Raw genomic sequence first — 13,894 nt, 5'->3', positions numbered from 1 at the left:
CCGGCAGGTCGCCCGGGTGTTGGTCGATCAGGCGGCGCAGGTCGGCGCGGACGGGTTCGGGGAGCGGTGATGGCACGGGCTCCAGGCGCTCCGCGCCGTCGATGGCGATATCGACGAGCAGAAGCACCACTTTCGCGGCTGGCGCCGTGGTGTGGTGCGGCGCGGCGTAACCGGGCACTGGGCTTCCGTACAGCAGCCCGTACTCAGCGGGATGCGCCAGCGCCCACGTACGCGTGGCGCGGCAGACGGCCATCCATCGGCCGCGCAGGTCGTCACGCGGAACGGCCGATTCGGCTTCGGTCGCGGCCGCGCCCAGTGCCTCGTAGGCGTCGGTGATCAACGCGGTGAGCAGGGCGTCACGGCTCGGGAAGTACCGGTACAGGGCCGAGGCGACGATGTCCATGTCTCTGGCCACGGCCCGTAGGGACAGGTTCACGCCGTCTGTGGCGAGATGCCGCCGCGCGACCTCCTTGATCTCGTGGTTCATCTCCGAGCGGATGCGGGCACGCAGCGACGACGCGGACATATCAGCAGTGTCGCACAGGTTCGAGAACATGAGAACTGGGCGAGAACAGTGTTCTTGACATCGTGATCCCGTGCTGGCTACGGTGTCCTCATTCGAGAACACTGTTCTCGGCCGAGTTTGAGGAGAGTGTTCGTTCATGGGCCTTCATGTCATCGTCGGAGCCGGCCCGGTCGGCGCGGCCACCGCACGGTTGCTCATCGGCAGAGGTGAGCGAGTCCGCCTGATCACCCGCCGCGGCGGCGGGCCGGAACTCGCCGGGATCGAACGCGTCGCGGCAGACGCGACCGACTCGGACACGCTCGCTCGGCACGCCGAAGGCGCCGTCGCGCTGTACAGCTGCGCGGGCCCCGCGTATCACCGCTGGGCTGCCGATTGGCCGCCGCTCGGCACGGCACTCATGCGGGCCGCAGAGGCCACCGGCGCGGTGCTCGTCACCACCGGCAACCTGTACGGCTACGGCCAGGTCGATGTCCCGATGACCGAGCAACTGCCGCTGCGTCCCAACTCGGTGAAGGGCGAGGTCCGGGCCAAACTGTGGGCCGACGCACTGGCCGCGCACGAAGCCGGACGAATCCGTACGGCAGAGGTCCGCGGATCGGACTACCTGGGCGCGGGCGCCCTCTCCCCGTTCAGCGCCATGGTGCTGCCCAAGGTGCTCGCCGGTCGGCGCGGTTCCATACCCGCCGACCTGGACGCACCACACAGCTGGACCTACGTCGGCGACGTGGCCCGCGCCCTTGTCGCGGTCGCCGCTGACGAGAACGCGTGGGGGCGACCGTGGCACGTGCCCACCGCGCCTCCGCTGTCCATCCGCGCGCTCGCCACCCGCGCCGCCGAACTGGCGGAAGCACCCGCCGCCCGCGTGGCCACGATGCCCGGCTTCGCACTCCGGCTCGCCGGGCTCTTCAACCCGGCCGCGCGGGAGATGCTTGAGGTCCAGTACCAGCTGCGACGGCCCTTCGTGCTCGACTCGTCCGCCGCCACGGCCGCTTTCGGGATCGAGCCGACTTCGACCGACGAGGCGTTGCGAGAGACCATCGAAGGTTTGCACACGACCACCGTGCGCTGATTGTGCTGTCCGGTGAGGCGGCAATACCCATGACATTGTGGTGAGTTTGAGGCAGCGTCACGCCGAAGCGACGGCGTGTCGCCGTCTCGGAACACTGCGCGACGCTGTCGGCCTCTCCGTATAGCTTCACCTGCATGACCAGCCTGGATACAACGATGAGGTCGTCGGCCGACCCGGCGAAGGTGAAGTTCTACCGGATCGCAGTCGACGGCCCCCGGGTGATTCGCTCGGCCTGGACGGAGGGAAGGCGGCCCCGGAAAACCGTGACGGAGTGCGCGAGCGAGCGCGAGGCGGAGCGGGAGTTCGAGGAACTGCGCTGGAAGAAACTGCGGGAGGGCTTCGCCTGCGTCGCCGACCCCGCCCAGGCGGCGCGCGGCGCCGTCGTGCTCGACGTCAAGGTCCCCAACCGGTCCTGGGCCGAGGCGTTCGACCTGTCTCCGGACGGCCGGACCATCGCCGTCGGCACGATGCTCAAGGACGCGTACGGCGCCGAGATCCACCTGATCGACGTCGCCACCGGACACCGCCGGCTGATCCACGCCGAACCAGTGGGCAAGAGGCAGACATTCGTACACGCCGTGCACTTCGACGCCGGTGGTGAGCGCATCGTCTACGCGCTCAATGAGGAAACGCGGCTCTTTGATCCAGCGAGCGGCCAAACCCGGATTCTCGCCAAGTACCGAGAGTTCCAGGACGCCGACTTCAACCCGTTCCGCGTCCGTCCTTCGTGGGACGCGGCCCGGCGGCGGCTGCTGCTCTTCGACACCGGGGACCGCGTCCGCGTACTCGACTCACTCGACCAGGACTGGAACGAGGTGTTCGGGACGTCCGCGGAACGGCCCGCCATGCGCTGCTGGGCGGGCGCGCTTTCGCCGTCCGGGAAGCTCATGGCGCTGTGCTTCACCAAGGGGTCCCGGTACAAGGCGGACGACCCCGAGGTCACCGAGGTCGAGATCTGGGACATCGACCGGGATGCGGTCCTGTGCCGTATCCCGATGGACCGCAAACCGCATGCGATCGGCTTCGATCCGGCCGACACGCTGCTGGTCGCCAACCCCGAGTCAGCCGAGGGCCCGTGCGCGTACTCCCTGGAGACCGGCGAACTCGTCTGGCACTTCCCGCACCCGAACCCGCACCTCACCGACCGCTGGGCCACCTGCTACGGCTGGGCCTACTCGCCCGACGGCGCCACCCTTGCCGTCGGCCGGCGGGGCGACACCGACGTCGTCGATGCCGCCACCCGCCACAGCGACCCCGCCTTCGCGCGTCGCCCAGGAGACCTGGGAACGGGACGCACGTACACGGTCAGGATCTCCGCGGACGGCTCGCTCGTCGCCTCCGGCGGCGACACCGGCCGCATCATCGTTCGCAAACTCTGAGCGGGCGGGGGAGTCCGTCAGGCGGGGGAAGGGGCCGTCAGGCGGGTTCGGCGTTGAGGACGCGCCCGGCGGGGCTGCGGGTGTGGGCCCACGCGGGCAGCGCGGTCAGCGCCGCGATGGCCAGCAGGACGGCGAGCGCGGCGGTGAGCAGCCACGATCCCGGGGGCGAGACCTGCGAGCCGAACAACCAGTACAGGCCGAGCCCGGCCGGAACCCCCACCGCCACTCCGGGCACGGCGGGCAGGAGTTGCGCGGCACAGAGCGCCGCGACGACCTGGCCGGGGGTGGCGCCGAGGGTACGGGCGATGGACAGGGCGCGCCGGGCCTGTACGGCGGTGCTCCAGCCGAGGAGCACGGTGTTGAGCGTGGACAGCGCCACCAGCGTGACCGTGACGGCGAGCAGCACGTCGCCGGTCAGGTCGGCCCGCACTTCGATGGGGCCGAACCGCTTGAAGTCGGGCCGCGCGCCGAGTTCGGTGTGCCAGGTGAGCAGGGCGGTGACCATGAGGGTGGTGGCAGCCGTACCGGCGGCGGCCAGGACGGCGCGGCCGGGCCGGCGGGCGAGCAGCCGGATGCCGAGCAGGAGCGAGGTGGGCAGATGCGCCGTCATGGCGTTCAGCCGCGGGTGGCGCGTGAGCAGATGCGCCGGGTCGGCCAGGGCGTGGACGGTGCTGGTACGGGCGGCGCGCAGGGCGGGGCCGAGCGCACCGGTCAACGCGACCACGACGGCGAGGAAGATCGCGGCGGTGACGGTGTCGGAGTCCGGCGGGCTGACGGTGTTGAGCAGCCCGGCGCTGGGATCGACCACGCGGGGTGCGGCCAGCGTTCCGGCGGTCAGCCCGAGCGCGGAGGCCAGGAGGGTCAGCAGCAGGTACTGCGCCAGCAGGGTGGCGGTGACGGTGGCGGGTCCGGCGCCGACGGCCTTGAGCAGTGCGGCACGCCGGTTGTCGCGGGCGGCGCGGGTGGTGGCGAGCGCGGCGAGGGTGACGATCGCGGCGACGGCGAGCAGCCAGCCGCCGACGACGAGGGCAGGCTGGGTGTCCTTGATCATGGCCAGATCTGTCTGGCGGACGTCCTGCCAGTAGTGGACGCTGACCGTGGAGTCGACCTCGCGGTCGCGGCCGAACACGGTGTCCTGCCATCGTTTCGTCGCGGTGGGATCGGTCAGCTTCAGCTGGATCAGGTGGACACTCGGCTCGTCGCCCGCCGCCGCGCGGGTGTCGGCTGAGGTGAGCCAGATCCTGCCGCCGAAGTCGGACGGCCCGGCCCCCTGCGCCGTGTCGCTCCACGGATACACGGCGGTGGCCGCGCTGATCGCGGTCCCGACGACCGGATAGCCGCGTCCGCTGATGGTGACGCGGTCGCCGACGCGTACGCCGAGCGCTTGTGCGAAGCCGCGTTCGAGCACCGCGCCGCCGGGGCGCACCCAGGTGCCGGAGGTCACCAGCGGCCGGTCCACGGCGGACGGTGAGGTCTCGCGCCCCTCGACCGAGGAGTGCGCCGTTCGGCCGTGTGCCTTGATGTAGGTGTCGAACGCGAAGACCGGGTCGGCGTGCGCGGCCACACCGGGCGCGTCCGCGAGGCGTTCGGCCACGCGGGACGGGTCCGTGGCCGTCGTGGTGGCGATGATGTCGGGGCCCGCGGTGGCCGCGCGGGTCTTCTCGTACCCGCTGACCACAGCGTCGTTGGTCGCCAGTCCGAGGGTCAGGCTGGCGCCGGCGATGGTGACGGCGAGCAGGAACATGGCGGCCTCGCCGGGACGGCGGCGCATATCGCGCAGGACCAGGCGCCACATCAGCAGCAGATGACCCATGGTCAGTCCTCCCAGCTCAAGAGCGTGCCGAGCCGTGTGGTGCCGCTGTCGGTGTTGGTCTCCAGGGATGTGTTCAGGGGGGTGTCGCCGGCCAGCGTGCCGTCGCGCAGGGAGACGATGCGGTCGGCGGTGGCGGCGACGCGTTCGTCGTGGGTGACCATGACCAGGGTCTGGCCGGCGGTGCGCAGCTCGTCGAAGAGCCGGAGGATGTCGTGGGTCGCGGCGCTGTCGAGGTTTCCGGTGGGCTCGTCGGCGAGGACCACCAGCGGCTTGTTGACCAGGGCGCGGGCGATGGCGACCCGCTGCCGCTGCCCGCCGGACAGCTCCGAGGGCAGATGCCGGGCCCGGTCGGCGAGCCCGACCTGATCGAGGAGTTCGGCGGCGCGGCGGCGGGCGGTACGCGGTGAGGCGCCGGCGAGCAGCGCGGGCAGCTCGACGTTCTCCGCCGCGGTCAACTCGTCCATCAGGTGGTACGCCTGGAAGACGAACCCGATGGCGCGGCGCCGCAGCCGGGCCAGCGCCCGCTCGCCGAGGTCGTCGACGCGCCGCCCGCCGAGCCACACCTCGCCCTCGGTGGGCCGGTCGAGACCGCCGAGAAGTTGGAGCAGTGTGGACTTGCCACAGCCGCTTGGCCCGGTCACGGCGAGCGTCTGCCCGGTGGGAACATCGAGGTCGACCCCGTCGACGGCCCACACCGCGCTCTCGTCCTCCCCGTACACCCGGGCCAGGCCGACCGTACGCAGCACCGGCCCGGCCGCCGCACCGTGCCCGGGCCCGGCCGCCGCACCGTGCCCGCGGCCGGCCCATCCCGCGCCCGGGCTGTCGTCCGCACCCCGCCGCCGCGACCGGCCCCTGCCCCGCTGACCGTCACTCGTCATCCGTTTCCTCTGCCTTTCCCACGCCGTATGTGGCCGGACCAGGTCCGCTCGCACGCCTCCAACCAGCGCAGATCGGCCTGCAACCGGAGCGCGATGCCCTCCAGGAGCAGCCCGGCCTCCGAGCCCGTGTCGTGAGCGAGGGCGGCGCGCTGGGTTTCGGCGAGGCTGCGCATCAGCTCCCGCCGCCGCGCGTCCACGAGCGCGAGCGGATCGGCCAGGCCCGACTCGCCGGCGGCCACCAGCTTCAGGTGGAACTCCGCCACGTCCGCTCTGGGCCCGGGGTCCTCGGCCAGCCACGCGGCCACCCGCTCCTGCCCGGCGGCGGTCAGCGCGTACACCTTGCGGCGCGGGCCGCGCAGCGGCTCGTCCTCACGCTCCTGGACGACCAGGCCCGCCTTTTCGAGCCGGGTGAGCGTCACATAGATCTGCCCCGCGTTCAGCGTCTCCCCCAGCGGCCCGAGCGCCGCCACCAACCGCCCGCGCAGGTCGTACCCGTGCGATGGCTCCTTGGCCAGCAGCGCCAGCACCACGTCCTGCACGGACCACCCCACCCTCCTCTGCGACTCCCCAATAGATAGCGGTTAGCCAAAAGGGGCGTCAAGTCGGTGAGCGCGAGGGGGCCGGGGCGAAAGTAAGAGGGAGCGTTCCGGAATATTCATGGCAGGACGGGTGATCGTGAATCTTGAATCGCGGTGAGCCGCGTGATTCCCTGTCGATCACGCACCAGGGCGGCGCTGGGGGCCCAAGTCCCTTTGGCCAACGGCCTGTTGGGAGTGATCCCGGCGTCCGTGAAACCTTCCGCTTCGGAACGCGATCTGCCCTGGGCGGTCACACCAGTCAACGGGGAGGTGAACTGTGATGCACGGCGACGAACTTCAGGAGACCAACGAGCTCCAGGCCTACGAAACTCCCAAGATGGTCGAGTGTGGCTCCTTCCAGGAGGACACCGGCTTCTTCGGCCTGACCGGCTACGAGAACGTTGTTCATTTCTACGACAGGCTCTGAGGCCGACGCTGATGCGGCACACCCCCTAAGGACATGGACATGGCCGATGCCGGTTGGCATTGCTTCGTCGCGCTGCCGGATGACGAGGGCGCGGCAGCCGCTATCGGTCGGCTCCCCACGGACGGCGTGCGCATCCTGCTGAGGCACCGGTCCGGCCGGCCCTGTGTGGCCGGCCGGCTGGCCGAGGGCCGGGCGCTGGTGGCGGAGCGGGGCGACATCCGGCTCGCCGTGATCGGCCACTGCTCGGCGACCCAGGACGAACTCGCCGCGGCGGCCGCCCGAATCGACGACCTGGCCGACCTCGACGGGCTGGGCCTGGCCTGGGCCGGCAGCTACCACCTCGTCGCCTCCGTGCGTGGCCGCCTGCGCGTACAGGGCACCGCTTCCGGACTGCGCCGGGTCTTCCACGGAGAGCTGGGCGGAGGGCTGGGCGGTGAGCTCGGCGCCCTGACGATCGCCGCGGACCGCGCGGACGTCCTGGCAGCCGTACTGGACGCCCCGCTCGACCCGGCCCTGCTCGCCCTGCGCACCCTGGACGCGCTGCCGCACCCACTGAATGACCTACCGCCGTGGCGCGGCGTCTCCGCGGTGCCTCCGGGCTCGTATCTGGCGCTGTCCGCGAACGGTCGGCGGCCACTGGTCAAACCCTGGTGGCAAGCCCCCGAACCGGTGGTTTCACTGACCGAGGGCGGCCAACTGTTGCGCCAGGCGCTGGACGACGCCGTGCGGGTGCGCACCCGCGGCGCCCAGACCGTCAGCGCGGACCTCTCCGGCGGCATGGACTCCACCAGCATCGCCCTGCTGGCCGCCCGGTACCGGCCCTCGCTCACCACGTTCACCATGGAGAACGACGACCAGGCCGACGAGGACGTCCAGTGGGCCGGACAGGCCGCCGCCGGTCTGCCGGACCTCAACCACATCGTCTACTCCCACCGCGAACTGCCGCGGTTCTTCGGCGGCCTCATGGAGCTGGACGGCGTTCCCGACGAGCCGTCCACCGCCGTACTGAGCGCGCCCCGGCTGCGCGCCGTACGCGGGCGGGCCCTCGCACACGGCTCGCGGCTGCACCTCGACGGGCTCGGTGGCGACCAACTGCTGTGCGGTCACCCGGCCTATCAGCACGACCTGTTGCGCCACAGGCCGCTGTTGGCCGCCCGGCGCCTGAGGGTGCTGAACCAACTGCGCCGCAGCAACTGGCGCGTTGAGGCCCGAGGTCTGCTGGACGGCCGCTCCTACCGCCGCTGGTTCGCGGACCGGGCCCACGGCCGCGCCCGCCGTACCCCGAACCCCCTGTCCGACTGGGGCCACTTCCCCAGCCTGCCCGTATGGCTCACCCCGGACGCCAGGGACCTGGTGACCCGCACCCTGCACGACACGGCCGCGACGGTTGAGCCGCTTGCGCCGACGCGGGGGCGGCACAACGACCTCCTGGCCATCCAGGACGCCGGGCGGCTCGTCCGTCAGTGCCACCAACTGACCGAAACCCAGGATTTCAGCCATACTTCCCCCTTCCTCGACGACCGGGTCATGCAGGCATGCCTGGCCGTCCGGCCCGAAGAACGCGTCACCCCCTGGGAGTTCAAACCCCTCATCAAGACGGCAATGGCGGACATCATGCCGCCGGGGGTGCTGACCCGCCGGACCAAGGGCGACGGCACCACGCTCGTCGCCGAGGGTTTCGAAGCGCACCGGCGGGAACTCGCGGAACTGTGGGACGGCTCCCGCCTGGCCGCCCTGGGCCTGATCGACCCCGGGCCGCTGCGCGAACTGTTCGACCTGTCCTACACCGACAGCCTCCACCGAGGCGCGATGCAGTCCGCGCTCAGCTGTGAACTGTGGGCCCGGGCAACGGCTACCCAGCCGACAGGAGGCAGGAGACAACCATGACATGGAGACTGCACCCCGACGTCTCAACAGTGGACACCGACTACGGAACGGTTCTGCTGGACGGCAGGGACGGCCGCTACTGGCAGCTCAACGGGACCGCGTCCCTCGCCTTCCGCGCCCTGGTCGACGGCAGCACGGTGCAGGAGACCACCGAGCGGCTGATGGCCGCCTACGACGTCGACGAGCCACGCGCCCGCGCGGACGTGGAGGGGCTGATGACCAGTCTCCAGCAGGCGAAGGTGGTGCGGCAGCGTTGAGTTCGGTCGTACCGCACCGGACGAAGGTCCGGCTCTCCCCGGGCCGCCGCCTGCTGGTGCTGCTCGCCGTGGCCGTCGCCCGGCGCCTGGCCGCCAAGCCGCCGGCCCGGACCCGAGCCATCCTGACCCGCCTGCGCAGGGGCGCCCGCCCGGCCACGTACGAGGAGGCCCGCGCCGCCCGGGAGGCCGTGGTGGCCGTCAGCCTCCGCTGCGCCGGGGACGAAGGGTGCCTGCCTCGTTCACTGGCGACCGTCCTGCTGTGCCGGGCCCGCGGCACCTGGCCCACCTGGACGGTGGGAGTACGGGCCCGCCTGCCCTTCGGCGCCCATGCGTGGGTGGAGGCCGAGGGACGCATGGTCGAGGAGAAGACGGACCCTTCCTACTTCCGCCCCCTGTTCTCGGTGCCGGCGGAAGGTGCCTAGGGCTGCAGCAGGCCGGCCTCGGCCGCCCGGCGGAAGACGTCTCCGCAGGTGGGGGACGACATCGGCGAGCGTTCAGCGAGGACGAGCAGTGTGTGGCGCAGTTCCCTGCTCAGCTGGAAGAGCCGGCGGCCGGCCTGCCCGCCTTGGTAGGCGTACAGGCGGAAGAGGCCGACAGCCTGTCCGTCACGGCCGTCGGAGAAGGTGCCCGGGAGCCCGGCAAGCAGTTCGATGTCGCGCTTGCCGGTCGCCGCTTCGGCCACGGCACTGAGGGGTAGAGCGCCGAATTCCGCGGCGGACACGGCAGCTTCGGCCACGACGGCGTGGGCAGCCAGAGCCGCGAAGACCTCGATCAGGCGCTCGCCTTCGACCGTGTCGATGCCCCAAGTCCGCAGGTTTTCGCGGCGACGGGTCTGCCGCCATGGCTCCTGGTCCATCAGTGGCAGCAGAACACAGCCCAGGTCCGCACAGCGGCGCCAGAGCATGTCGTGGTCCGAGGTCACGGTCGATCCTCTCTACGGCGAAGTTTCGGCGCCGCCTCCGGCCCATGTCGCAGTGCTCTGGCACGCGCCGCGCGTCGAGCAGGTGTCAGCAGTAGGCGCGCAGCGCCCAGACGAGACTCCAGTTGATCTCGGTGGGACCGGAGTCGGCGGGCGCGACATGGTTCACGGAGCCGTAGTAGTCGAACATCTTGACTATGCCGCCTCCGGGAAGGCGGTTGTCCCAGTATCCGACGCCGCCCCAAGGCTCCAATGCGGACTCGCCGCAGTGCAGGACGAGCTGGTCGCCGCTGCCGCTGGTGGCGCAGAACGCGTCGGGCACGGTGCACGGAGCCGCGGCCGCACGGCTGGTTGAGGAGCTGCCGGTGGCGGCGGCGCCGGTGGTCGTGCCTGTCAGCGCAGCGGCCGAAAGGGCGAGGACGGTGAGGGCGGTGCGTGTCTTGCGCATGTGTGCCTGCTTTCGTTCGGGTCCGGTTGCTGTGGTGGCAGCGTGCTGGAACGGGTGTGGGAGAACCTGGGGCGAATCTTGATTGTGCCGGTGGTCGGCGGTGCGTACCGCGATCGGGCACGCCTCTCAGCGGTAAGCGCACCAGGGGTCGGCGCAGACACTGGCCGCCATGCCGGTCATGCCATGCTGGGTCCTCGCTGCGAGGCCGATGGGGGAACAGATGGCGAGCGAAACACGTGTGGGCCGCTTGGTCGCGGGACGCTATCGGCTCATCGACGCATTGGGTTCCGGCGGCTTCGGACGGGTGTGGAAGGCCCGGGACGAGAGGCTGCGTGTCGACGTTGCGCTCAAGGAGGTCACGCTCTCCCACGCCGGGTCCGGCGCGGAGCGTACCGAGCGGGTGAACCGCGCCATCCACGAGGCCCGCAACGCCGCGCGGCTGCGCACCCACCCCAACATCGTGGCCGTCCATGACGTGGTGCGGGAGGACGATGTGCCGTGGATCGTCATGGAGTTGGTGACCGGGGGCTCCCTGGAGGAGGAGATCCGCGAACGTGGCCGCGTCCCGGCCGCGGAGGTACGGAGGATCGCCGAGGCGGTCCTGGGAGCGTTGCGGGCGGCGCATGCGGCCGGCATCGTGCACCGCGACGTCAAGCCGTCCAACGTGATGCTCGCCGACGACGGCCGGGTCCTGCTTGCCGACTTCGGCATCGCCGTGCACGATGCCGACACCGCACTGACCGCAACCGGCGGGGTGATCGGCTCCCTCGAGTACATCGCGCCCGAGCGGATCGGGCACGGTGACGACAGCCCCGCCGGCGACCTGTTCTCCCTGGGCGTCACCCTCTACCACGCGGTGGAGGGTGTCTCCCCGTTCCACCGCGCCACCCCCACGGCCTCGGTCGCAGCCGTCATGGCGCACGAGCCGGATCCTCCGAAGCACGCCGGCGAACTCGCCCGACTCCTCACGCGGCTGCTGGACAAGGCCCCTGCCACCAGGGCCACCGTCTCCGAGGCGCTGGCGATGCTGGATACCGGCCCCACCGTCCCCGTCCCCGTCCCCGAAAGGCCAACAGCCGTCACGTCCCCTGCCGGTGCCCCTGGGCGTGCGGCGCTCCGAGGCGCGGTCGCGGCAGTCTGGGCAGGTCGCTCGCGCCGCTGGCGGCTGGCGGCCGCCGGTGTGGCCGGCATGGCGATTCTGCTCGCGGTCGTGCTCGCGGTGACGATCGCCGCATCGGGAGACGGCACGGGCACGTCCCGGGAGCCGCGTCTGTATAAAAAGGGCGAGGTTGCGTTGTGCACCCACTCGCCCGTGGTGACCTGCCCGGATCCGTCCGGCGGGAATGTCGACCTGGATACCGCGTCCCTTGGGCAGGAAGAAGAGGGGAATGCAGGCACCGACCTCGCGATCGTCCGCAACAGGCTCGCTGCCCTCGCCTCCACCGAACTCGCCCGATACCCCCACGACAGCCCTCCGGCCGGCCCGGCTGACTGCCAGTCCGGCAACGTTGGCTGGAAGGGTTCCCAAAACTCTGGATTCCTGGGCAGTGACCTTTCCAAGGGCATGATCCTCTGCGTCAAGACCACCGAGGGCCGATACGGCTACCTCCGGATCGCCAAGGTGGCAAGCTACGAGGACGGTGCCCTTGGGCGGGCGAACTTCACGTACCAGCTCTGGAAGAAGGCAGGCGACACGTAACCGTCGAGCCTTGCGGTGGCAAGGACGCGTGGAGCCATTCCGGCCGTGTCCACTACTCCGGCCGGACCAGCCGGGTGTCGTACGCGAAGATCACCGCCTGGACGCGGTCCCGGGCGCCGATCTTCGCGAGGATGCGGCCCACGTGCGTCTTGACGGTGGACTCCGCGACGACCAGCCGCTCCGCGATCTCGCCGTTCGTCCAGCCCCGGCCGATCGCCGTCAGCACTTCGCGCTCACGGCCGGTGAGGGCCGCCAGGCGGGGGTCGGCTCCGGTGGTGGTGTCGGGCGCGGGGAGGTGGTGGGCGTAGCGGTCGAGGAGGCGGCGGGTCAGGGTCGGGGCGACGACCGCGTCGCCGCTCGCCACGGCCCGGATGCCCGCGAGCAGTTCCTCCGGGCGGGCGTCCTTGACGAGGAAGCCGCTCGCACCGGCCCGCAGGCCGGCGTGGGCGTACTCGTCGAGGTCGAAGGTGGTGAGGATCAGCACGCGGGTGCGGCCGCCGGACGCGACGATACGGCGGGTGGCCTCGATGCCGTCGAGGCCGGGCATCCGTACGTCCATCAGCACCACGTCCGGCTGCAGCTCGGCGCACAGCCGTACGGCCGCGGCGCCGGTCTCGGCCTCGCCGACCAGCGCCATGTCGTCCTGGCTCTCCAACAGCATCCGGAAGCCGAAGCGCTGCATGGCCTGGTCGTCCGCGATCGCCACCGTGGTCACTGCTGCCCGCTCCGCTCGGCCGGTAGATGTACGTGTACGCGCCAGCCGCCCGAGGGCAGCGGACCCGCGTCGAGTGTGCCGCCGTACAGCGCGGCGCGCTGCCGCATACCGGGGATGCCCTGGCCGCCGTCCGAGGCGTCCGGGCCGTCCGGGCCGTCCGAGGCGTCCGAGGCGGTGCCGGAGCCCGCCGTGTCCGTGATGCCGAGGTCGACGCCGTGCGGCGCGTATCCGATGGTCACCTCGGCGCGCGCGCCGGGCCCGGCGTGCTTGAGGGTGTTGGTGAGGGCTTCCTGGACGATGCGGTAGACGGCGAGTTGCAGACCGGGGGAGAGCTCGCCGCCCCGGCCCGAGGTGGTCACCCGCACCGGCAGCCCCGCCTCGCGGACCCGGCCCAGCAACTGGTCGAGGTCCGCGAGCGCGGGCTGCGGGGCCAGCTCGGCGGTCGCGTCCCGCAACATGCCCAGCAGCTTGCGCAGTTCGCCCAGGGCCTCGCGGCTGGTGTCGCCGATGGCCTCCAGGGCCTGTGTCGCGCGCTCGGGGTTCTTGCGGGCCGCGTACGAGCCGCCGTCGGCCAGGCCGGTGATGACGGACAGGTGGTGGCCGATGATGTCGTGCATCTCTCCGGCGATCCGGGCCCGTTCCGCCGCGGTGGCCAGCCGGGCCTGCTGGTCCCGCTCCACCTCCAGCTGCCGGGCCCGTTCCAGCAGCGAGGCCGTGTAGTCGCGGCGGGTGCGGACCGCGATGCCGGCGAGCACCATGACCGCGCACGTCATCAGGTACGGCACGAGCTGCTGGTCGAAGTCGCCCTCGGGCCACCGCACGGCGGAGACGGTGATCTGGGCGGCGGCGAGCGCGCTCGCCCAGACCAGCTCGGGCCAGGGCCGCCGTACCGCGATCCCGTACAGGACCGCCATCCGGATCGCCCCGGCCTCCAGAGCGATCCCGGTCCAGGAGTCGACGAACCCCGGCACCGCCAGTACGCACATGACCGCGAGGGGCCTGCGCCGCCGCCAGGCCGCGGGCAGTACGAATCCGACGGTCACCAGCCACGGCAGCCAGCCCGGCACATCCGTCCCGTGCGCCGTCAGCTTCCACCGCGCACCGATGAGGTCGGCCAGCGCGGCCAGGGCCAGTACGCCCGTCAGCAGCAGGTCCCACACCAGCGGCCGGCGGGCGTCGAAGTCCCGTACGCGCCGCACGGCCAGGTGGAAGCGGCGGGTCAGCGACAGGGTGCCGGGGGACCACTCGGAGGTCATCGGGCTCTCCATCTTCCAGGCGCTCCAACTCCCGGTCGCTCGG

The 13,894-nt window shown here is 71.6% G+C and carries 15 protein-coding genes; 7 read left to right on the top strand and 8 right to left on the bottom strand.

All coding sequences use genetic code 11. From position 1 onward, the window contains the following. Window positions 1-526, bottom strand: a 526-nt coding sequence (locus ACWDSL_RS09860) for a TetR/AcrR family transcriptional regulator (RefSeq protein ID WP_450483492.1), incomplete at its 3' end; no start/stop codon positions are given. A gap of 136 nt (window positions 527-662) precedes the next feature. Here ACWDSL_RS09860 and ACWDSL_RS09855 point away from each other — a divergent pair. Both ACWDSL_RS09855 and ACWDSL_RS09850 read left to right on the top strand, forming a co-directional pair. Next, window positions 663-1,595, top strand: a complete 933-nt coding sequence (locus ACWDSL_RS09855) for an NAD-dependent epimerase/dehydratase family protein (RefSeq protein WP_450483490.1) — start codon at window positions 663-665, stop codon at window positions 1,593-1,595. Between the two features lie 134 nt (window positions 1,596-1,729). Further along, window positions 1,730-2,974: a WD40 repeat domain-containing protein gene (locus ACWDSL_RS09850; protein ID WP_450483488.1), complete on the top strand. Its 1,245-nt coding sequence runs from the start codon at window positions 1,730-1,732 to the stop codon at window positions 2,972-2,974. 37 nt (window positions 2,975-3,011) lie between these two features. Here ACWDSL_RS09850 and ACWDSL_RS09845 read toward each other — a convergent pair whose 3' ends face one another. The 3 genes from ACWDSL_RS09845 to ACWDSL_RS09835 are packed head-to-tail and all read right to left on the bottom strand — an operon-like array spanning window position 3,012 to window position 6,204. After that, a complete protein-coding gene (locus tag ACWDSL_RS09845) occupies window positions 3,012-4,787 on the bottom strand; it encodes an FtsX-like permease family protein (RefSeq protein ID WP_450483486.1) in 1,776 nt (591 codons plus the stop codon). 2 nt (window positions 4,788-4,789) lie between these two features. Next, a complete protein-coding gene (locus tag ACWDSL_RS09840) occupies window positions 4,790-5,665 on the bottom strand; it encodes an ABC transporter ATP-binding protein (RefSeq protein ID WP_450483484.1) in 876 nt (291 codons plus the stop codon). After that, window positions 5,662-6,204 (bottom strand): PadR family transcriptional regulator, encoded by a 543-nt coding sequence (locus tag ACWDSL_RS09835; protein ID WP_450483482.1) that lies wholly within the window; start codon window positions 6,202-6,204, stop codon window positions 5,662-5,664. The genes ACWDSL_RS09840 and ACWDSL_RS09835 overlap by 4 nt, the downstream gene beginning before the upstream one ends. A 319-nt stretch (window positions 6,205-6,523) precedes the next feature. Between ACWDSL_RS09835 and ACWDSL_RS09830 the strand changes: the two genes are divergently transcribed. From ACWDSL_RS09830 to ACWDSL_RS09815, 4 genes are read left to right on the top strand one after another with little or no spacing between them, the layout of a single operon-like run. After that, window positions 6,524-6,670 carry a keywimysin-related RiPP gene (locus tag ACWDSL_RS09830; RefSeq protein WP_450483480.1) on the top strand — a complete coding sequence of 49 codons (147 nt, stop codon included), beginning with the start codon at window positions 6,524-6,526 and terminating at the stop codon, window positions 6,668-6,670. A 39-nt stretch (window positions 6,671-6,709) separates the two neighbouring features. Beyond that, on the top strand, window positions 6,710-8,557 hold the full coding sequence (locus ACWDSL_RS09825; protein ID WP_450483478.1) for an asparagine synthase-related protein: 1,848 nt from the start codon (window positions 6,710-6,712) through the stop codon (window positions 8,555-8,557). Next, complete coding sequence (locus tag ACWDSL_RS09820) at window positions 8,554-8,814, top strand: lasso peptide biosynthesis PqqD family chaperone (RefSeq protein ID WP_450483476.1); 261 nt, start codon at window positions 8,554-8,556, stop codon at window positions 8,812-8,814. Before ACWDSL_RS09825 ends, ACWDSL_RS09820 begins: the two co-directional genes overlap by 4 nt. Then, a complete protein-coding gene (locus ACWDSL_RS09815) occupies window positions 8,811-9,236 on the top strand; it encodes a lasso peptide biosynthesis B2 protein (RefSeq protein WP_450483474.1) in 426 nt (141 codons plus the stop codon). The genes ACWDSL_RS09820 and ACWDSL_RS09815 overlap by 4 nt, the downstream gene beginning before the upstream one ends. On the opposite strand, the gene ACWDSL_RS09810 is transcribed toward ACWDSL_RS09815, so the two are convergent. Together ACWDSL_RS09810 and ACWDSL_RS09805 are read right to left on the bottom strand one after the other, a co-directional pair. Continuing rightward, window positions 9,233-9,736, bottom strand: a complete 504-nt coding sequence (locus ACWDSL_RS09810; RefSeq protein ID WP_450483472.1) for a hypothetical protein — start codon at window positions 9,734-9,736, stop codon at window positions 9,233-9,235. The two genes, ACWDSL_RS09815 and ACWDSL_RS09810, sit on opposite strands and share 4 nt — an antisense overlap. Window positions 9,737-9,821: 85 nt before the next feature. Next, window positions 9,822-10,181, bottom strand: coding sequence for a hypothetical protein (locus tag ACWDSL_RS09805; protein ID WP_450483470.1), 360 nt, complete (start codon window positions 10,179-10,181; stop codon window positions 9,822-9,824). 220 nt (window positions 10,182-10,401) lie between these two features. On the opposite strand from ACWDSL_RS09805, the gene ACWDSL_RS09800 reads away from it, so the two are divergent. Further along, entirely contained in the window at window positions 10,402-11,880 is a 1,479-nt protein-coding gene (locus ACWDSL_RS09800) for a serine/threonine-protein kinase (protein WP_450483468.1), read from the top strand. 52 nt (window positions 11,881-11,932) lie between these two features. Here the strand turns inward: ACWDSL_RS09800 and ACWDSL_RS09795 are convergent, their stop codons facing one another. Both ACWDSL_RS09795 and ACWDSL_RS09790 read right to left on the bottom strand, forming a co-directional pair. Further along, entirely contained in the window at window positions 11,933-12,595 is a 663-nt protein-coding gene (locus ACWDSL_RS09795; protein WP_450483467.1) for a response regulator, read from the bottom strand. After that, window positions 12,592-13,851: a sensor histidine kinase gene (locus tag ACWDSL_RS09790; protein WP_450483465.1), complete on the bottom strand. Its 1,260-nt coding sequence runs from the start codon at window positions 13,849-13,851 to the stop codon at window positions 12,592-12,594. Before ACWDSL_RS09790 ends, ACWDSL_RS09795 begins: the two co-directional genes overlap by 4 nt. Between the last annotated feature and the right edge of the window lie 43 nt (window positions 13,852-13,894).

It is taken from the genome of Streptomyces sp. NPDC000941, from assembly GCF_053599555.1.
Note: the sequence above shows the minus strand (reverse complement) of the source record. Positions and strands in the feature narration are given on the sequence as shown.